Below are 17,635 nucleotides of genomic sequence, written 5' to 3'. Positions count from 1 at the left end.
GCTCCGTTCGCGGCGCCATCCCCTTCGCGTTTCAGGGCTGCTCGCCCAGGGCCGCGAAGCGTTCCGCCAGCCAGCCGTGCAGCTGCCGCACCGCCGGCGAGAATTGCCGCCGGTGCGGGCAGAACAGCTGCAGCGGCAACGGCTCGCCGGGCTGCTCGGGCAGCAGCCGCACCAGCCGACCGCGCTGCAGGTCGTCGCGCATGTCCAGCCAGGACTTGTAGACGATACCCTCCCCAGCCACCGCCCAGCGCCGCACCACCTCGGCATCGTCGCTTTGCAGGGGTCCGCTGACGGCCACCTGGCGCAGACTGCCGTCGGCCTGTGGAAAGCTCCACTTGTCATAGGTGCGCCCATGCAGCTGGTAGAGCAGGCAGGCGTGCCTGGACAGGTCGTCCAGGCTGCGCGGCGCGCCCTGGCGGGCCAGATAGGCCGGCGCCGCCGCCAGCAGCCGGCGATTGTCCGGGGCCAGCGGCAGGGCCACCAGGCTGTCGTCCTGGCTGCGACCGTAGCGGATGGCGATGTCCACCGGATCGCGATAGACGTCGGCCTGCTGGTCCGAGACGTAGAGCCTGAGGGTCAGGCCGGGATGGCGCTGACGAAACTCGGCCAGCCAGGGCAGCAGGAGATTGCGCCCCAGGTCCGAAGGCGCCGCCACCTGCAGCACCCCACGCAATTCCGGACTCTCCCCCTGCAACCGCTCGCGCCCTTCGCGCAAGGTCTCCAGCACCTCGCGGGCATAGGGCAGATAGGCCTCGCCCTCGGCGGTCAGGCGCAGGCTACGGGTCGAGCGGGCGAACAGGCGGATGCCCAGTTCGCGCTCCAGCCGGCCGATGGCGGCGCTCACCTGCCCCGGCAGGAGGTCTGCCTCGCGGGCGGCGCGGGAAAAGCTGCCGAGGGCGGCGGAGCGGACGAAGAGGCCGAGGTCGTCGAAGCGGATCATTTTCACTCCTGCAGTGAAGGTGCTATCCGATTCTGCCGCTTTTTCCGGTCGAGCATGAAGACGACCATGGGCTCACGTCTTCTTATCGTACAAAGGAACCCGCCCATGAAAGCCATCGTCCACGGCGACACCACCCTGCCCGCCAGCGATCCCCGTGCCCTGCAGGACGCGGTGCTGCCCGACCCCACGCCCGAGGCCCATGACCTCCTGGTGGAAGTCCGCGCCGTGTCGGTCAATCCGGTCGATACCAAGGTGCGCCAGGGCCTGGTGCAGCGCGAGTCCAAGGTACTGGGCTGGGACGTCTCCGGCGTGGTCCGCGCCGTGGGCAGCGCCGTCAGCCGCTTCGCCGTGGGTGACGAGGTCTATTACGCCGGCGAGCTGTTCCGCGCCGGCTGCAACAGCGAACTGCACCTGGTCGACGAGCATCTGGCCGGGCACAAGCCCAAGAGCCTGGATCACGCCCAGGCCGCGGCCTTGCCGCTGACCGCCATCACCGCCTGGGAACTGCTGTTCGACCGTCTTGGCGCGACCGAAGGTGGCGGCGCCGGCCAGCAGCTGCTGGTGATAGGCGCGGCAGGCGGCGTCGGCTCCGTGCTGGTGCAGCTGGCCCGCCAGCTCACCGAGCTGACGGTGATCGGTACCGCCTCGCGCCAGGAAACCCAGGACTGGGTGCGCCAGCTGGGTGCCCACCACGTCATCGACCATCACCAGCCGCTGCGACCCCAGCTCGAAGCCCTGGGTCTGGATGGCGTGACCCTGGTGGCCAGCCTCACCCACACCGATGAGCACTTCACCCAGCTGGTGGATGTCCTGCGGCCCCAGGGTCGCCTGGGCGTGATCGACGATCCGGCGCAACTCGACGTGGTGCCGATGAAGGCCAAGTCGCTGTCGCTGCACTGGGAACTGATGTTTACCCGCTCGCTGTTCCAGACCCCGGACAAGGTGCGCCAGCACGAGATCCTCGAACGCGTCGCCGGACTGATCGACCAGGGCACCCTCAAGACCACCCTCGGCGAGCACCTGGGCCGGATCGATGCCGCCAACCTGCGCCGCGCCCATGCCCAGCTGGAAAGCCATCAGGCGCGCGGCAAGCTCGTGCTGGAGGGGTTCTGATGCCTCGCTTGAGTGCCCTGACCCTCGCCGTCGCCCTGGCCGTGGGTAGCCTGACGGCCCAGGCGGCAGCCCTGCCCCAGGAGCGCACCCTTGGCCAGCTGGAGCCGGTGTTCGCCTTCCAGGACGCCATGCCCACCGGCGTCACCGTCAGCGAAACCGGGCGGATCTTCGTCAACTACCCGCGTTGGGGCGACGCGGTGCCCTTTACCGTCGCCGAACTCAAGGACGGCAAGGCGGTGCCCTACCCGGATGCCGCGCTCAACGTCGAGACCCCCGGCCAGCCGGGCAAGGGCTTCATCAGCGTGCAGAGCGTGGTGGCCGATGGTCGCGGGCACCTCTGGGTGCTGGACACCGCCGCACCGGGCTTCGCGGCGCCCAAGGCCGGCGGCGCCAAGCTGGTGGCCATCGACCTCAAGACCAACAAGGTCGCCAGGACCCTGGTCTTCCCGGCCGCGGTGCTCGAACCCAACAGCTACGTCAACGACGTGCGCTTCGACTTTCGCGTCGGTCGCGCCGGAGTGGCCTATATCACCGATTCGGCGCCTCCCGGTGGCCTGATCATCCTCGATCTCGCCACCGGCCAGGCCCAGCGTCGCCTGACCGGCGCGCCCCAGGCCAACGTCGACCCCAGCTTCGCCCCGGTGGTGGAAGGCGAACCGTTGCTGATGCAGCGCCCCGATGGCAGCAAGCTCCGACCGGCCATCGCCAGCGACGGCATCGCCCTGTCGCCGGACGGCGGCACCCTCTACTTCAGCCCGCTGTCCAGCCGCCACCTCTATGCCGTGCCCACCGCCCTGCTGCGCGATCCCAAGGCGAGCGAGGCTCAGGTGCGCGCCGGGGTGCAGGATCTCGGCGAGAAGGGTGCCTCCGACGGCCTCGAAGCCGATGCCCAGGGTCGCGTCTATGCCGGCGACTACGAGCACAACGCCGTGCGCCAGCGCCAGGCCGACGGCAGCTGGAAGACCCTGGTCCACGATCCCCGTGTGCTCTGGCCCGACACCTTCAGCATCGGTCCGGACGGCTACCTCTATTTCACCGCCAACCAGCTCCATCGCCAGGCCCAGTTCCACAGCGGCCAGGACCTGCGCCAGAAGCCCTACAGCCTGTTCCGCGTCAAGATCGACGCGCAGCCGGCCCCTACCCACTGATCCGATCAGGAGTTATCCATGCAGCTGTCCCAGATCGCCCGCACCCGTTACACCACCAAGGCCTTCGACGGCTCCCGCAGCATCCCGGCCGAACAGGTCGAGGAATTGCTGGAGCTGCTGCGCCAGGCGCCCTCCTCGGTCAACTCCCAGCCGTGGCACTTCGTGGTCGCCGCCAGCGCCGAGGCCAAGGCGCGCATCGCCCAGGGCATGCAGAGTCCCTACAACGAACCCAAGGTGCTGCCGGCGTCCCACGTCATCGTGCTGTGCACCCGCCTGGAAATGACCGAAGGCCACCTGGCCCAGGTGCTGGAGCAGGAAGCCCAGGACGGCCGCTTCGCCAAGCCCGAGGCGCGCGCCACCCAGGACGGTACCCGCCGTCACTTCGTCGACCTGCATCGGTATGAGCGCAAGGACGTGCAGCACTGGATGGAGAAGCAGACCTACCTGGCCCTGGGCACCCTGCTGCTGGGCGCCGCCGCCCTCGGCATCGACGCCACCCCCATGGAAGGCTTCGACGCCAACAGCCTGGACCAGGAACTGGGCCTGCGCGAGCAGGGCTACACCGCCCTGGTGGTGGTCGGCCTGGGCTATCGCGGCGAAAGCGACTTCAACGCCGCCCTGCCCAAGTCCCGCCTGACCCGCGAGCAGGTCTTCACCTTCCTGTAACGCAGACCTCCGTAGCGTGGATAACGGCGCAGCCTTATCCACAGTACGAACCGGTAGCCGCCAGTGGAAAACGCTGGCGCGGTTTTCCACGCTACGCAGGCGTAGGTTGGGTTGAGCGCAGCGAAGCCCAACAGCAGCACCCATATAAAAGCCGACCGTCGCGAGACGGTCGGCTTTTATTCGCGGCCATGCCGGTGCGCCGTAGCGACCGCTCCTAGAGGGACGATGCTTTTCATGCTTTCGTAGGAGCGGCCGCATCGGCGGACCGCCATGGCCGCGATAAATCCGGGTCATGCCGAGCCCAACGAGGCCCAACGCTACCTATCCCCATCAACCGCCCTTCAGATCCGCCAGGATCGAGAAGGCGCGCAGGCGATCCGCCTGCTCGTAGACGTCGCAGGTAAAGATCAGCTCGTCGGCGTCGGTCTTTTCCAGCAGCAGCTCCAGGCGCTCGCGGACCTTGTCCGGGCCACCGATCACCGCCATGCCGAGGAAACTCGACACCGATTCCTTCTCATGGGGCAACCAGACCCCTTCCATGCTGCGCACCGGCGGTTGCAGGCGCAGGCTGTCGCCGCGGAACAGGGCGAGGATGCGCTGGTAGACGGTGGTGGCCAGGTAATTGGCTTCGTCGTCGCTGTCGGCCGCCACCAGGGGTACCCCGAGCATCACATAGGGGCGATCGAGCACCTTGGACGGCTTGAAGTTCTCGCGATAGAGGCGGATGGCCTCGTGCACGTAGCGCGGCGCGAAGTGCGAGGCGAAGGCATAGGGCAGGCCCTTGGCCGCCGCCAGCTGGGCGCTGAACAGGCTCGAGCCCAGCAGCCAGATCGGCACCTCGGTACCCGCACCCGGCATGGCGATCACGCCCTGCCCCGGCTGCTGCGGCCCGAAGTAGTGCTGCAGCTCTTCCACATCCCGCGGGAAGTCGTCGGAGCTGCCCAGGCGATCACGGCGCAGGGCATAGGCGGTGCGCTGATCCGAGCCCGGTGCGCGACCCAGGCCGAGTTCGATGCGGCCCGGATACAGCGAAGCCAGGGTGCCGAATTGCTCGGCCACCACCAGCGGCGCATGGTTGGGCAGCATGATGCCGCCCGAACCCAGGCGCAGGGTGCTGGTGCCAGCGGCCAGATAGCCCAGCAGCACGGCGGTCGCCGAACTGGCGATGCCGTCCATGTTGTGGTGCTCGGCGACCCAGTAACGGGAAAAGCCGAGTTGCTCGACGTGGCGCGCCAGATCCAGGGCGTTGTGCAACGCCTGGGCGGCATCGCCATCGTCACGGATGGGAGCGAGGTCGAGGACCGACAGGGCGGTCTTAGCGAGACGGGTCATCAGAGAACTCCTCGGCGACCTGATCGTAGGCCGCCCTGTGGCGCTGAATGAGAGGCTGCTTCGCGGAGGCCCAGGCGGCCAGGGCGCCCACCGGCACCATCAGGCTCTGGCCCAGTTCGGTGAGGGCGTATTCCACCTGGGGCGGCTTGGTCGGCGTCACCGTGCGGGACACCAGGCCGTCGCGCTCCAGCTGGCGCAGGGTCACGCTGAGCATGCGCTGGGAAATGCCGTCGACCCGCCGGCGCAATTCGTTGAAGCGCAGCGGACCGGGTTCCAGGGTAAAGAGCGTGAGCAGGGACCAGGCATCGCCGATCCGGTCCAGCACGTCCCTGATCGGACAGGCGTGGGCATGCAGGCGGCGACGGCTGGAGATACGACTGACCACGGCGTCCATGGCGATCCTCGAAGCAGAACTGGCTTCCAGCCTACGCCTTTCGGGCGGTTATTAAAAGTAACCACCCGTCAGGACTGGTATTGCCGCCTGGGCCAGGGCACAATCCAGGAGGTCGTGACCGTTTTTATTGATTGAACGTTCAATAAAAAATAGTTACCCTCCGAGGCTCCTTCCGCTCTGTCCAGGAGATGCCTCGTGCCCAAGGTCGGGATGCAGCCCATCCGCCGTTCGCAGCTCATTGCCGCGACCCTCGAAGCCGTCGACGAAGTCGGCATGGGCGATGCCAGTATCGCCTTCATCGCCCGCAAGGCCGGCGTTTCCAACGGCATCATCAGCCACTACTTCCAGGACAAGAACGGCCTGCTCGAAGCCACCATGCGGCATCTGATGAATGCCCTGCGCCAGGCCGTGCGCGAACGCCGCGCTGCCCTGCCCGGTGACGACCCAGCCGCCAACCTGCGCGCCATCATCCAGGGCAACTTCGACGACACCCAGGTCAGCGGCCCGGCCATGAAGACCTGGCTGGCCTTCTGGGCCACCAGCATGCACCAGCCCAATCTGCGCCGGCTGCAACGCATCAACGACCTGCGGCTCTACTCCAACCTCTGCTGGCAATTCCGTCGCCTCCTGCCCCATGAGCAGGCCCGCGCCTCGGCCAAGGGCCTGGCCGCTATCATCGACGGCCTCTGGCTGCGCGGCGCCCTCTCCGGCGACACCTTCAACACCCAGCAGGCCCTGCAGATCGCCTACGACTACCTGGACCTGCAACTGGCCAAGGCCTGACCCCTCTCTCGCCGCCCCGCCCCGTCCACTCGGCGCGAGGCTCTCCTCCCGCGTTTCCCGCTCCCTCCCCGCTTCGACAGAACCGCTCTGGGCCGCCCATCGCCCCGTTTCGGCACGCCTGTGAATTTTTAATTGATTGAACGTTCAATAAAAATTAAGTAGACTGGATTCATCGCTGGCGCAGAGAGACCTTTCTTTCGCGCCCCCTGTGTTCCTTGCGGGTGCCACGGCGCCCGCCCAGATTGGGAGAACGTCCATGGCCCGTTTCGCCGAACAGCAGCTGTACATCGGTGGCCGTTATGTCGCCGCCACCGGTGGTGCCACCTTCGAAACCCTGAATCCCGCCACCGGCGAGGTGCTCGCCACGGTGCAGAGCGCCAGCCGCGCCGACGTGGACAAGGCGGTGGCCGCCGCCGCCGCCGGCCAGAAGGTCTGGGCCGCGATGACCGCCATGCAGCGCTCGCGCATCCTGCGCAAGGCCGTGGATATCCTCCGCGAGCGCAACGACGAGCTGGCGCTGCTGGAAACCCTCGACACCGGCAAGGCCCTGTCCGAGACCCAGGCCGTCGATATCGTCACCGGTGCCGACGTGCTCGAGTACTACGCGGGTCTCGTGCCGGCCCTGGAAGGCGAGCAGATCCCGCTGCGCGAGACCTCCTTCGTCTACACCCGCCGCGAGCCGCTGGGCGTGGTTGCTGGCATCGGCGCCTGGAACTACCCGATCCAGATCGCCCTGTGGAAATCCGCTCCGGCCCTGGCCGCCGGCAACGCCATGATCTTCAAGCCCAGCGAAGTCACCCCGCTGACCGCGCTGAAGCTGGCCGAGATCTACACCGAGGCCGGTCTGCCCGCTGGCGTCTTCAACGTGGTCAATGGCGTCGGCCCGGAGGTGGGCGTGGCCCTGACCGAGCATCCTGGCATCGAGAAGATCTCCTTTACCGGCGGCGTCGCCACCGGCAAGAAGGTCATGGCCAGCGCCGCCGGCTCGACCCTCAAGGAAGTCACCATGGAGCTGGGCGGCAAATCGCCGCTGATCGTCTGTGACGACGCCGACCTGGAGCGCGCCGCCGACATCGCCGTCATGGCCAACTTCTTCAGTTCCGGTCAGGTCTGCACCAACGGCACCCGCGTCTTCGTGCCCCAGGCGCTGAAGGCCGACTTCGAGGCCAAGGTGGTGGAGCGGGTCAAGCGCATCAAGCTGGGCGATCCCCTGGCCGCCGAGACCAACTTCGGGCCGCTGGTCAGCACCCCGCACATGGAAAACGTGCTGGGCTACATCGCCCAGGGCCAGGCCGAAGGCGCCCGCCTGCTCATTGGTGGCGAGCGCGTCACCCAGGGCGAACTGGCCAAGGGCAACTTCGTCGCCCCCACCGTCTTCACCGATTGCCGTGACGACATGGCCATCGCCCGCGAAGAGATCTTCGGCCCGGTCATGAGCATCCTGGCCTATGCCGACGAGGACGAGGTGGTGCGTCGCGCCAACGACACCGAGTACGGCCTGGCGGCCGGCGTGGTCACCCGTGACCTGGCCCGTGCCCACCGCCTGATCCATCGCCTGGAAGCCGGCATCTGCTGGATCAACACCTGGGGCGAATCCCCCGCTGAGATGCCGGTGGGTGGCTACAAGCATTCCGGCGTCGGTCGCGAAAACGGCCTCACCACCCTCGGCCACTACACCCGCATCAAGTCGGTGCAGGTCGAGCTGGGCGACTACGCCTCGATCTTCTAAGCCGCTCAGGCAGCGCTGTTCTCCCCTCTCCGCTGGAGAGGGTCCGGGGCTGGGGCCAGACCCCACCCGCCGTCAGGAGGAGACTTTTTCATGGCACACGAATTCGACTACATCGTCATAGGCGCCGGCTCGGCCGGCAACGTCCTGGCCACCCGGCTGACCGAAGACAAGGACGTCACCGTCCTGCTGCTGGAAGCCGGCGGACCCGACTACCGCCTGGACTTCCGCACCCAGATGCCGGCCGCCCTGGCCTATCCGCTGCAGGGCAAGCAGTACAACTGGGCCTACCAGACCGAGCCCGAGCCGCACATGGACAACCGCCGGATGGAATGCGGTCGCGGCAAGGGCCTGGGCGGCTCCTCGCTGATCAACGGCATGTGCTACATCCGCGGCAACGCCCTGGACTATGACAACTGGGCGCAACTCGACGGCCTGGAAGACTGGACCTACCTCGACTGCCTGCCCTACTTCCGCAAAGCCGAGAAGCGCGATGCCGGTGCCAACGACTGGCACGGCGGCGACGGCCCGGTCTCGGTGACCACCGCCAAGCCGAATACCAATCCCTTGTTCGAAGCCATGGTCGAAGCCGGTGTCCAGGCGGGCTATCCGCGCACCGAAGACCTCAACGGCTATCAGCAGGAAGGCTTCGGCCCGATGGACCGCTTCGTCACCCCGAACGGTCGTCGTTCTAGCACCGCGCGTGGCTATCTGGACCAGGCCAAGGGTCGCCCGAACCTGACCATCGTCACCCACGCCACCACCGATCGCATCCTCTTCGAGGGCAAGCGCGCCAACGGCGTCGCCTACATGAAGGGCGATTCCCTGGAAGCCATCACCGTGCGCGCCCGTCGTGAAGTCCTGCTCTGCGCCGGCGCCATCGCCTCGCCGCAGATCCTGCAGCGCTCCGGCGTCGGCCCCGCGCCGCTGCTGCGGCGCTTCGACATCCCGCTGGTCCACGACCTGCCGGGCGTCGGCCAGAATCTGCAGGACCACCTGGAGATGTACCTGCAGTACGAGTGCAAGCAGCCGGTCTCGCTGTACCCGGCGCTGAAGTGGTACAACCAGCCGCAGATCGGCCTGGAATGGATGCTCAAGGGCACCGGCCTGGGCGCCAGCAACCACTTCGAGGCGGGCGGCTTCATCCGCTCCAGCGAAGAATTCGACTGGCCCAACATCCAGTACCACTTCCTGCCGATCGCCATCAATTACAACGGCACCAACGCCATCGAGGCCCATGGCTTCCAGGCCCACGTCGGCTCCATGCGCTCGCCCAGCCGCGGTCGTATCGAACTGACCTCGCGCGATCCGCGCCAGCACCCGAGCATCCTGTTCAACTACATGAGCACCGAGCAGGACTGGCGCGAATTCCGCGACGGCATCCGCCTGACCCGCGAGATCATGCAGCAGCCGGCGCTGGATCCCTACCGTGGCGAAGAGATCAACCCGGGCCGCGACTGCGTGACCGACGCCCAGCTGGACGCCTTCGTGCGCTCCCACGCCGAGACCGCCTACCACCCCTCCTGCTCCAACAAGATGGGTACCGACGACATGGCGGTGGTCGACGGCGCCGGTCGCGTGCACGGCCTGGAAGGCCTGCGCGTGGTGGACGCCTCCATCATGCCGATCATCGCGACGGGCAACCTCAACGCCCCGACCATCATGATCGCCGAGAAGATCGCCGACAAAATCCGCGGTCGCGCCCCGCTGCCGCGCAGCAATGCCGCCTACTACGTCGCCAACGGCGCCCCGGTACGAGGTACCCCGCTGCGTGACGTCAACGGTCAGCGCGCCGCCGAGCCGGTCCCGCAGCGCCGCAACCAGCCGGCCGCCTGATCCCAGGCAGCGGAACGCAAGAAGGGCGCCCTCGGGCGCCCTTCTTGTATCTGGCTCTTCGAATCGCCTGGCAAGGGACTCGGCAAGACAGCCCGCTCTTCCCCCCTCTCCCTCTGGGAGAGGGCCGGGGTGAGGGCCGCCCAGCCCCTCACCTCACAGACAATCCTTCACCGCCGTCAGAATGGTCCGCGGCCGCAGCGGGTTGTTCGCCATCTGCTCGCGCAACTGGATGCGCGTACCGCGCGACGCCGAGCCGATGTCGATGATGGCCGCCGTGGCGCCCGGCACCTTGCTGTCCACCAGCACCCGCTGCCCACTGCTGCCCTGCGGCTGGACCAGCACATGGCGGCCGTCCTTTTCCAGACCGGTCACCAGGCAGGTGCGATAGTCCTCGGCACTCTTGCCGGTGCGCAGCTCCATGGGCGGATTGCGTTCAAGATTCGCCTGGCTGGTGCAACCGGCCAGGGCAGCGGCCAGGAAGGCCAGGGTTTTGGTTCTCATCAGCGGCTCCTCGCAAGCTCTTTGCGTCATTTTAGCCGCAGCTGGCTTACGCCAGCCTTAACCGCCGCACATCCTTGGTTTACAAGGGCTTTCCCATGGCTATAATGGCGTCCCCCTTGCCGGTATAGCTCAGCTGGTAGAGCAACTGACTTGTAATCAGTAGGTCCCGGGTTCGACTCCTGGTGCCGGCACCATCTACACCACGGCTTCCAGCCGCTCGATTCGTCGACAGGTCAGCGTCTACGTAACAAGCGACGTAACAAGCCAGCATGAATGGCAGAGCGTCTCTGCCAGGCAGTGGCAGTGTGGAGACGGCTGGATGCCTCGCCATTCTAGTCCCCTCCCACTGGCTTTATCCCCTTTTCATGTTCGGCCAAGGGGATTGCGTTACTTGCGTTACCTGCCTTCCTTCCCCCGCTCGAAAGCCCGCCCCACAAGCTTTTCAGCCCATCCGCTTGCCGTTACTTTTCCGTTACTTCACCGTTCTTTAGTAACAATTTTCACTGTTACTTTTGATGAACCACAAACCCTTCTAAATCAATGGTTTGAGAAAAAGTAACGGTAGAGGTAACGGCTGGGTAACGGCCACGAAATCAGGTGCTAGCCCAGCAGTGACGCGGGTTGCCAGTGCGCTGCTGATCTCCAAGGAACGGAAGTAACGCCCCGTACCACCCTGTCTAGGATTTGAGCCAGGTCACACCTCCAGATAAGGGCCGGTGGTGCAGGGATTCGCAGGGTTTTTCAGGCCTGCCAACCCCCGTACAGCCCCAGTAGCGGCGCGGAACGGGCACAGGTGCAGGGCTGCAGAAAAAGCGACACATTTAGACCGCGGGCGTGGCGGGGGGACGACGGCGCGCAGAAGGGCTGCCAGGTTAGCCACCTAATGATAATCAATATCATTAGGTGGCAATGCCTTCTAGCAGCTCTAGCCCGCGCATCCCTACGAGCTTTTTAATGCTTTTGATAGTGCTTATCATTAACTTTTGCAGCACTTTTGCATTGAGAGGGTGTCAACCAGTGTGTAAACTGCTTTTATCAAGACCATGGTTTGGTCTACCACCGTCTCGACGATAGGGATGATGAAATGAGTGCAACACTTGCCAACGCGCCCGTCTACTACGCCTTAGTGCAGATGAGGTTTGATGCCGTCGCATCTATGGCAAAATTTGCAAATGATATTCAAGAGCGCTTGAGGTTGAATGGCTACCCTGTTTTTGAAACAGATACTATTCAGTCGTTCTCGATATCCTTTAATGGTGAAAACAATAACTCGCCGATTCTAACTCAAGAGAATCAGTGGTATTTCACCTCGCAAGACAGATCTAGTGGGTTCGTATTGGGCCATGATTATTTAACATTTCATACAACCGCATACACATCGCATTATCATTTCTTCGAGCAAATGATTAATGGCCTGCGCCTACTGAATGAAATAGTAAAGATTCCTAGCATCAATAGACTAGGATTACGCTACCTCAATGCAGTAATTCCAGCGCACAATCAAAAAGTTGAGGACTATTTAGATCCAGGAGTCCAAGGTATCAACTTAGGAAAAGACTGGATAGCGGGCTCATCTGAAAGCGTCTTCCCCACTGAACATGGAATACTAGTTTCAAAGGTTTATAGAGCAGCCAATTCCCATCTTGGCTTTCCGGCAGACCTTCAAATAAAGTCTATCAGAATGCAAGATCGCTTCATAACGGAAGCTCCTTTAAGGCACGCAGTAATTGATATAGATCATTATTCTGAAGCAATTATTCCGCCAGATGAAGAAATTGTAAACGACACTCTCAACATGCTTCACAACGATACAAGTGACTGCTTTACAAGAATCACAACTCCTTTAGCTTTTAAATACTGGAGTTAACTTATGAGCTATACATCAACCGGATATATGTCGATCCCGGCCACCAGTAATCGCGAATTTTTTAAATCGGTTACGCGAGCTACTGTAGCTGCAATTGGATTAGTACTTGGAACAGGTAGTGTTGCGCCAAGCACGAACTATAATGATCGCCATGGGAACTATCGACCCGTTAACCCTACCAGCAACCTAGGCTCAAGACCTATTGCAAAATTATCGCCAGAGGTTGCCGACCTTATTACTGTCGAACAACATCTGAAGAAAATAAAGACCCATATTGGTCTTTCCATATCTGAACTTTCGGGTTTTCTTGGAGTAACTCGGCAAGCAATCTATAAATGGCAAGCCGGTTTATCTACGCCTGACACGGAAAACATCATGAAAGTCCGCGAGCTTAGCAGGCTTGCCGATGGCTTGGCAGAAGCTAAGGTTAGTAGGCCTTCGGATCTGGTGAAAGCTAAAGCTTTCAATGGAAGCTCTATACTCGATCTTATGAAGAGAGATGAGGATTACTCGGAATCTCTAGCAGCGTTGATAAAAGAGTATAGAGTTTTAGATGCTTCTTATACTGCCTCAAAGATTTCCGTCCTCAAAGGGGCTGGGAATAGTGATTGGAAAAGTAGCATTTCAGTCCCTTCTGCTAATGAAGTATAAAAAAGGTAGCCAAGTTGAACGAGCGCCTTACAGATTGGCGGCAAGGTAGCATTATCAAACAGGATGAGCTTCCTAATGTAGGCATCCCGAATGAAGGCAATAAACTCGGGATTGTCATAACGCACGACTGCGATCTTCCGCAAAAAAAGGAAGGACAGATTGAAGTTATTGTTTGCGAGATTGTCAATGCAGACAAAAACCTCATGGCATCAAGGAATGTCAGAAAACTTCACTTAATTATTAATAGAGAAGCCGCACCTCTGTGCCTAGAGCTTTGTTTCCAAGCAAGAATCATAATCTCAAGAGACAGCTTTTTCGAAAATCTTTCAGGCCCAGACGCTAGCTACGTATTAGATGACTCAGAAAAACGAATTTTTAAGCAATGGCTAAGTATCCGCTATGGCAGACCGGCGTTTCCCAACAATTTTGAGGATCGTTTGAGAGTCAAAATCGGAAAGGACTTCCTCGAGAGAAAAATATCTAAGCTTATAGAACCTCATCAAGAGAAAATAACTGGCCTATTTATTAGTCTTGACGAGGACAAATATAATGATCTCGAAGAGGGAAACCCTTACTTTTTGAGCATATACATCGCCTACAAAAGCTCCGACAATATTTTTGAATGCAGAGCTGCGGCGGAAGAGATTGAAACTGGTATAAACGATTTGTTTCTCCAAGCTTATGGAAGGGACTCAGATTCAATCTGCCTAGTAGAATGCAAAGCACTGGCTGACAATAAAATCGCCCTTTCTGATCTATTGAAGCTCGACCAGTGGCGGATTGAATGGATTAGTCTTGCGGCCAATGATGAAGAATTTTTACCGACTGGCCATTATTAAAAACATCCATTAGTCCAATCCAATTTCATATGGTCTGAAACGTACTACTTCCTCGCCAATCCAGTCGTTGACTTGAATAAGCCGCGCCTGCAGCGGCTCCAGCTCGTTGGCGGCGTAGACCTGAGCGGCGTCCCTGATCGAGCCGAAGCCGCCGGCGTTCTGCGGCACGATGCCCATCAGCTGCGGCGGGATCCGCAGGCCGGCGAGCATGTCGTCGCGGGTGATGCTCTTGATCGAGTTGAATTCGTCCTTCGCGGCCACCTCGCTGACCGGGATCAGCTGGATGCCGTCCTTCTTGCCGTTGGGCGCGTAGACAAACAGGTTGCGGAAGTTGCCCGGGCCCTTGGCCGAGCGCAGCGCGGTGCGCAGGGAGTCGATGTCCTCTTCCTTCTGGGCGGCATCGGTCATGTAGAAGATGAAGCCGGCGTGGCTGCCGTTGTTGTAGTACTTGCGGCGGAACAGCGTGGCCGACTCGTTGAGCAGCGCCGACTGCATGGCGGCAAGCCACTCCGGCATGCCGTAGATCTCCTGGTTGATATCGGCCTCGCGCAGGTGGCAGATGGTGCCCGGGGCGAATTCGTGTTCGTCCCGCCAACCGCGCACCTGGAAGAACTGGTCGCCCTCACCGCGGCGCATGTACTTGGCCAGCACCGGCTGCAGGCTGACCGGATTGCCTAGCAGCGACTTGCGCCGCTCCAGGTACGCATTGCCCGACCAGAGCCAGTCCAGGGCGAACTGCTCGAAGGCCCCGCGGCTCAGCAGCTTGTGCGGGATGAAGGTCCGGGCCAGGAGGTTGCGCTTGAACTTGAGGCCCGAGTCCAGATAGACGCTGGCCCGGGTGGCCTTGGCCAGGCCGTCGAGGGACAGCGGCGGGTCGTAGTAGCGACCGTTAAACCAGCATTCTAGGTAGTCGAAGACCTCGCGGCCCTCGAGCACCGGCGAGGGATCGCCGAAGGTGAAGGCCTCGATCGGGCCGGGCGCCGCGGTGGCCTGGACGGCCAGGCTGGTGGAATCGCTCATCAGTAGATCTCCATGACGCCGGTATTGCGGGCGGTCTGCCCTTCCAGCGGCTCGTTGTGCAGGGCATGAAAGAGGGCCCACGCGAGATCCGCGTGGCCGGTGGTGTCGTTGCGGCCGGCGGTGTAGGTGAACTGGCGGCCGCTGGCGGTGGTGGTCTTGCGAATGGCCATGAGCGACTGGGCGACGTCAGTCCAACCGGCGTCGAACTCGAGCCGGCCGTTCTTGATCACGTCGTAGGCCTTGAGCACCAGGCGGGTCTTGACCTCGGGCGAGTAGCTGAAGGTGGTCACGCCCGGGAAGAATTGCTTCACCAGCTGGGCCACGCCGCTGCCCATGCCGGTGACATCGATGCCGATATAGGTCACCCAATAGCGCTGGCAGACTTGGCGGATCGCCTCGGCCTGGGCGGCGAAGTCCATCCCGCGGAACTGGTGGCGCTCGAGCACGCGAAACTTGCCGCCCGGTACCGCCGGCGGCGCGACCACCACCAGGCCGGCGGTGTCGCCGGTCTCGGCGGGGTCATAGCCGACCCAGACCGGGCGATCGCCCAGGGGGCGGGCTGCAAACGGTTTGTAGTCCTCGGCCCACTCGACCCAGCTGTCCACCATGCAGGGCTGCAGCATGGCCAGGGGGAAGATGCTCGCGCCGTCGTCGACGAACTGGCACATCAGCAGGTTCTGGAAGGCCTCGGCCGAATATTCGAGCTTGAGCTCCTCCAGGTCGAACAGGTCGCAGCCGCGGGCCTCAGCGTCCAGGATGGTGACGATCTGCCGCCAGATCCGGTCCTCGCACAGCCGGCCCTCCTGCAGAGCGTCGTGGGAGACGTCCAACTTGAGGTGCTGGGCGACGGGCTTGCCCTTGTTGAAGCGCTCGCCGGTCCAGAAGGTATAGGCCTCATGGGCCATCGAACTGGGCGTCGAGAAGTAGGTACGGCGGTATTGCTTCTGCATGGCCATGCCACTGGCCACCTTGTTCAGCTCTTCGAAGCGGAAGGTCCAGAAGAATTCGTCGAAGTAGAAGTTGCCGTGGTAGCCCTGGGCAGTGCGGGCATTGGTACCGAGGAAGTGCAGCTCGGCGCCGTTGGCGAGGATGATCGGATCCCCGGTCACATCGACGCCACAGACCTCCCGGGCGAAGGCCTGGATATACGCCTTGAAGATATGCGCCTGGTTCTTACTGGCCGAGAGGAAGATCTGGTTGCGCCCGGTGATCAGGGCGTCCAGGAAGGCCTCGCGAGCGAAGTAGTAGGTGGCGCCGATCTGCCGGCTCTTGAGGATCGCCCGGGTCCGCTGCTGGCCTGCGCGGTACCAGTCGAGCTGATAGCCGAAGCACTGGTCGCGGAAGGCGCTTTCAAGGGCCTCGATCTGCTCCTCGGTGAATTCGTTGCGCGCGGCCTTCTTCTTCGGTCCGGCATTGCGGTTGTCCAGCTTGGGATTGAGCTCAGCCTCGGTACCGCCGCCCTGGAAGCGCTGGATCCGCGCCTGGCGCTCCAGTTGGCGGTGGAGCAGATCAATCTCCTTGAAGTCGCCGCCGGTCTTGCCGTCCTTGAGGATCAGCTGCACCAGGCGCGCCTCCAGGGCACCGCCGATCCGCTCGACGTTGTCCGCCCGATCCCATTCGTCCCGGGCCTTCCAGCTGTGGACGGTCTTTTCCTTCTCGCCAATCGCCTCGGCGATCTCCGTCACCCGCCAGCCCATCCAGTACAGATGCTTGGCGCGCCGACGCACGTCCATCAGCAGGTCGGTGGACGGGGCGGCCGCCGGCGTTTCGGCCGGGCTTGGCAGGGGCGAGGAATCGGATAGGCTTTTCATGGCCGCCAGACTGCCGCCCTGATCCCCTCCTCCATAGCGCGCGACCGTGTACCGTGTGCGCCTACAAAACCCCCTCGTTGCTGGGACGCGCGCGCGTCCCGACCATGCCCCTCATCGCCCAAGCACTCCCGCTAAGCCTCTGAGGATCCCCGGCATGGCCGACCCCAAGACCCCCAAACTCCGCTCTCCCTTCTTCCGTGTCGCCGTCGAAGGCGCCACCTGCGATGGCCGTCAGATCGAGCGCGCCTGGATCGAGCAGGCCGCGGCCAGCTACAACCCCAAGACCTATGGCGCCCGCATCTGGATGGAGCACATCCGCAGCAGCGTGGCGGACAGCCCCTTCAAGGCCTATGGCGACGTGATCGCGGTCAAGGCCGAGGAGGTCGAGATCAACGGCCAGAAGAAGCTTGCCCTCTTCGCCCAGATCGAGCCCACCGCCGACTTGGTGGCCCTGAATAAGGCCAAGCAGAAGATCTACACCTCGATCGAGATCTCGCCCAAGTTCGCCGACACCGGCGCCGCCTACCTGGTCGGCCTGGGCATCACCGACAGCCCGGCCAGCCTCGGTACCGACGTGCTGTCTTTCGCCGCGGCCAACCCCGCCGGCAATCCCTACGCCGGCCGCAAGCAGCACGCCGACAACCTGTTCACCGTGGCCGAAGAGACCGCCCTCACCTTCGCCGAGGTCGAGGACAAGCCCAGCCTGGGCGTGATGCTCCTGGCCAAGGTCACCGATCTGCTCAAGGGCAAGGAAGCACGCACCGAAGGCGAGTTCGCCCAGTTCGGCGCTGCCGTCACCGCGGTGGCCGAGCACGTCCGCGAGCAGGATGAGCGCTTCACCCGCGCCGAGGCGGCCCTCACCGAGCTGACGGGCAAGCACCAGCAGCTGCAGACCGACTTCGCCGCCCTGCAGGTGCAGCTCAGCCAGACCCAAGACCCCAACCAGGCCAAGCGCCCTCCGGTCACCGGCGGCGATGGCAAGACCCTGACCGACTGCTGATCAGCCGT

Annotated in this window: 16 protein-coding genes and 1 tRNA gene; 11 read left to right on the top strand and 6 right to left on the bottom strand. The window is 63.0% G+C overall.

The window, feature by feature from the left end; translation table 11 throughout:
• Positions 1–31: 31 nt before the first annotated feature.
• Positions 32–940: a LysR family transcriptional regulator gene (locus QKY98_RS05985; RefSeq protein WP_077171141.1), complete on the bottom strand. Its 909-nt coding sequence runs from the start codon at positions 938–940 to the stop codon at positions 32–34.
• Between the two features lie 105 nt (positions 941–1,045).
• Between QKY98_RS05985 and QKY98_RS05980 the strand changes: the two genes are divergently transcribed.
• Genes QKY98_RS05980 through nfsB form a run of 3 tightly spaced genes read left to right on the top strand, consistent with a single transcriptional unit; the run spans position 1,046 to position 3,867 of the window.
• Positions 1,046–2,053: a zinc-binding alcohol dehydrogenase family protein gene (locus QKY98_RS05980; protein WP_284670524.1), complete on the top strand. Its 1,008-nt coding sequence runs from the start codon at positions 1,046–1,048 to the stop codon at positions 2,051–2,053.
• Positions 2,053–3,201 (top strand): L-dopachrome tautomerase-related protein, encoded by a 1,149-nt coding sequence (locus QKY98_RS05975; RefSeq protein ID WP_284670523.1) that lies wholly within the window; start codon positions 2,053–2,055, stop codon positions 3,199–3,201. Before QKY98_RS05980 ends, QKY98_RS05975 begins: the two co-directional genes overlap by 1 nt.
• Positions 3,202–3,219: 18 nt before the next feature.
• Positions 3,220–3,867, top strand: coding sequence for an oxygen-insensitive NAD(P)H nitroreductase (gene nfsB, locus QKY98_RS05970; RefSeq protein ID WP_074584227.1), 648 nt, complete (start codon positions 3,220–3,222; stop codon positions 3,865–3,867).
• A gap of 330 nt (positions 3,868–4,197) precedes the next feature.
• Here the strand turns inward: nfsB and QKY98_RS05965 are convergent, their stop codons facing one another.
• Together QKY98_RS05965 and QKY98_RS05960 are read right to left on the bottom strand one after the other, a co-directional pair.
• Positions 4,198–5,199, bottom strand: coding sequence for an LLM class flavin-dependent oxidoreductase (locus QKY98_RS05965; protein ID WP_007159949.1), 1,002 nt, complete (start codon positions 5,197–5,199; stop codon positions 4,198–4,200).
• Complete coding sequence (locus QKY98_RS05960; RefSeq protein ID WP_044342493.1) at positions 5,183–5,593, bottom strand: winged helix-turn-helix transcriptional regulator; 411 nt, start codon at positions 5,591–5,593, stop codon at positions 5,183–5,185. Before QKY98_RS05960 ends, QKY98_RS05965 begins: the two co-directional genes overlap by 17 nt.
• A gap of 195 nt (positions 5,594–5,788) precedes the next feature.
• On the opposite strand from QKY98_RS05960, the gene betI reads away from it, so the two are divergent.
• The 3 genes from betI (at position 5,789) to betA (ending at position 9,938) form a co-directional block, all read left to right on the top strand.
• Positions 5,789–6,376 (top strand): transcriptional regulator BetI, encoded by a 588-nt coding sequence (gene betI, locus QKY98_RS05955; protein WP_007159951.1) that lies wholly within the window; start codon positions 5,789–5,791, stop codon positions 6,374–6,376.
• Positions 6,377–6,632: 256 nt separating this feature from the next.
• Complete coding sequence (gene betB / locus QKY98_RS05950) at positions 6,633–8,105, top strand: betaine-aldehyde dehydrogenase (RefSeq protein WP_284670522.1); 1,473 nt, start codon at positions 6,633–6,635, stop codon at positions 8,103–8,105.
• Between the two features lie 90 nt (positions 8,106–8,195).
• The gene (betA, locus tag QKY98_RS05945) at positions 8,196–9,938 is read left to right on the top strand and encodes a choline dehydrogenase (protein ID WP_027600605.1); all 1,743 of its coding nucleotides are present in this window, start codon (positions 8,196–8,198) and stop codon (positions 9,936–9,938) included.
• A gap of 153 nt (positions 9,939–10,091) precedes the next feature.
• Here betA and QKY98_RS05940 read toward each other — a convergent pair whose 3' ends face one another.
• Positions 10,092–10,439: a hypothetical protein gene (locus tag QKY98_RS05940; protein ID WP_027597345.1), complete on the bottom strand. Its 348-nt coding sequence runs from the start codon at positions 10,437–10,439 to the stop codon at positions 10,092–10,094.
• Between the two features lie 118 nt (positions 10,440–10,557).
• On the opposite strand from QKY98_RS05940, the gene QKY98_RS05935 reads away from it, so the two are divergent.
• The 4 genes from QKY98_RS05935 (at position 10,558) to QKY98_RS05920 (ending at position 13,796) form a co-directional block, all read left to right on the top strand.
• Positions 10,558–10,633: transfer RNA gene (locus tag QKY98_RS05935), tRNA-Thr, on the top strand.
• Positions 10,634–11,523: 890 nt separating this feature from the next.
• A complete protein-coding gene (locus QKY98_RS05930; RefSeq protein ID WP_284670521.1) occupies positions 11,524–12,306 on the top strand; it encodes a TIGR04255 family protein in 783 nt (260 codons plus the stop codon).
• A gap of 3 nt (positions 12,307–12,309) precedes the next feature.
• Entirely contained in the window at positions 12,310–12,957 is a 648-nt protein-coding gene (locus QKY98_RS05925) for a helix-turn-helix domain-containing protein (protein WP_284670520.1), read from the top strand.
• Positions 12,958–12,971: 14 nt separating this feature from the next.
• Complete coding sequence (locus QKY98_RS05920) at positions 12,972–13,796, top strand: hypothetical protein (protein WP_284670519.1); 825 nt, start codon at positions 12,972–12,974, stop codon at positions 13,794–13,796.
• Between the two features lie 9 nt (positions 13,797–13,805).
• Here QKY98_RS05920 and QKY98_RS05915 read toward each other — a convergent pair whose 3' ends face one another.
• Both QKY98_RS05915 and QKY98_RS05910 read right to left on the bottom strand, forming a co-directional pair.
• Entirely contained in the window at positions 13,806–14,816 is a 1,011-nt protein-coding gene (locus tag QKY98_RS05915; protein WP_284670518.1) for a phage portal protein, read from the bottom strand.
• Positions 14,816–16,549, bottom strand: coding sequence for a terminase ATPase subunit family protein (locus tag QKY98_RS05910; protein WP_284670591.1), 1,734 nt, complete (start codon positions 16,547–16,549; stop codon positions 14,816–14,818). Before QKY98_RS05910 ends, QKY98_RS05915 begins: the two co-directional genes overlap by 1 nt.
• Before the next feature lie 232 nt (positions 16,550–16,781).
• On the opposite strand from QKY98_RS05910, the gene QKY98_RS05905 reads away from it, so the two are divergent.
• Positions 16,782–17,627 (top strand): GPO family capsid scaffolding protein, encoded by an 846-nt coding sequence (locus QKY98_RS05905; RefSeq protein ID WP_284670517.1) that lies wholly within the window; start codon positions 16,782–16,784, stop codon positions 17,625–17,627.
• The last annotated feature ends 8 nt before the right edge of the window (positions 17,628–17,635 follow it).

The organism is Pseudomonas sp. HR1 (assembly GCF_030175875.1).
Classification (GTDB): domain Bacteria; phylum Pseudomonadota; class Gammaproteobacteria; order Pseudomonadales; family Pseudomonadaceae; genus Chryseomonas; species Chryseomonas oryzihabitans.
The sequence above is the reverse complement of the archived record's forward strand: the minus strand, read 5'-3'. Positions and strand labels throughout refer to the sequence as shown.

Bases quoted from the DNA above. Each gene is read 5' to 3' on its own strand.
- QKY98_RS05910 (WP_284670591.1), bottom strand. From the start codon at position 16,549: ATGGACGTGCGTCGGCGCGCCAAGCATCTGTACTGGATGGGCTGGCGG.
- QKY98_RS05960 (WP_044342493.1), bottom strand. From the start codon at position 5,593: ATGGACGCCGTGGTCAGTCGTATCTCCAGCCGTCGCCGCCTGCATGCC.
- QKY98_RS05975 (WP_284670523.1), top strand. From the start codon at position 2,053: ATGCCTCGCTTGAGTGCCCTGACCCTCGCCGTCGCCCTGGCCGTGGGT.
- QKY98_RS05930 (WP_284670521.1), top strand. From the start codon at position 11,524: ATGAGTGCAACACTTGCCAACGCGCCCGTCTACTACGCCTTAGTGCAG.
- nfsB (WP_074584227.1), top strand. From the start codon at position 3,220: ATGCAGCTGTCCCAGATCGCCCGCACCCGTTACACCACCAAGGCCTTC.
- betB (WP_284670522.1), top strand. From the start codon at position 6,633: ATGGCCCGTTTCGCCGAACAGCAGCTGTACATCGGTGGCCGTTATGTC.
- QKY98_RS05965 (WP_007159949.1), bottom strand. From the start codon at position 5,199: ATGACCCGTCTCGCTAAGACCGCCCTGTCGGTCCTCGACCTCGCTCCC.
- QKY98_RS05905 (WP_284670517.1), top strand. From the start codon at position 16,782: ATGGCCGACCCCAAGACCCCCAAACTCCGCTCTCCCTTCTTCCGTGTC.
- betA (WP_027600605.1), top strand. From the start codon at position 8,196: ATGGCACACGAATTCGACTACATCGTCATAGGCGCCGGCTCGGCCGGC.
- QKY98_RS05985 (WP_077171141.1), bottom strand. From the start codon at position 940: ATGATCCGCTTCGACGACCTCGGCCTCTTCGTCCGCTCCGCCGCCCTC.
- QKY98_RS05915 (WP_284670518.1), bottom strand. From the start codon at position 14,816: ATGAGCGATTCCACCAGCCTGGCCGTCCAGGCCACCGCGGCGCCCGGC.
- QKY98_RS05940 (WP_027597345.1), bottom strand. From the start codon at position 10,439: ATGAGAACCAAAACCCTGGCCTTCCTGGCCGCTGCCCTGGCCGGTTGC.
- QKY98_RS05980 (WP_284670524.1), top strand. From the start codon at position 1,046: ATGAAAGCCATCGTCCACGGCGACACCACCCTGCCCGCCAGCGATCCC.
- QKY98_RS05925 (WP_284670520.1), top strand. From the start codon at position 12,310: ATGAGCTATACATCAACCGGATATATGTCGATCCCGGCCACCAGTAAT.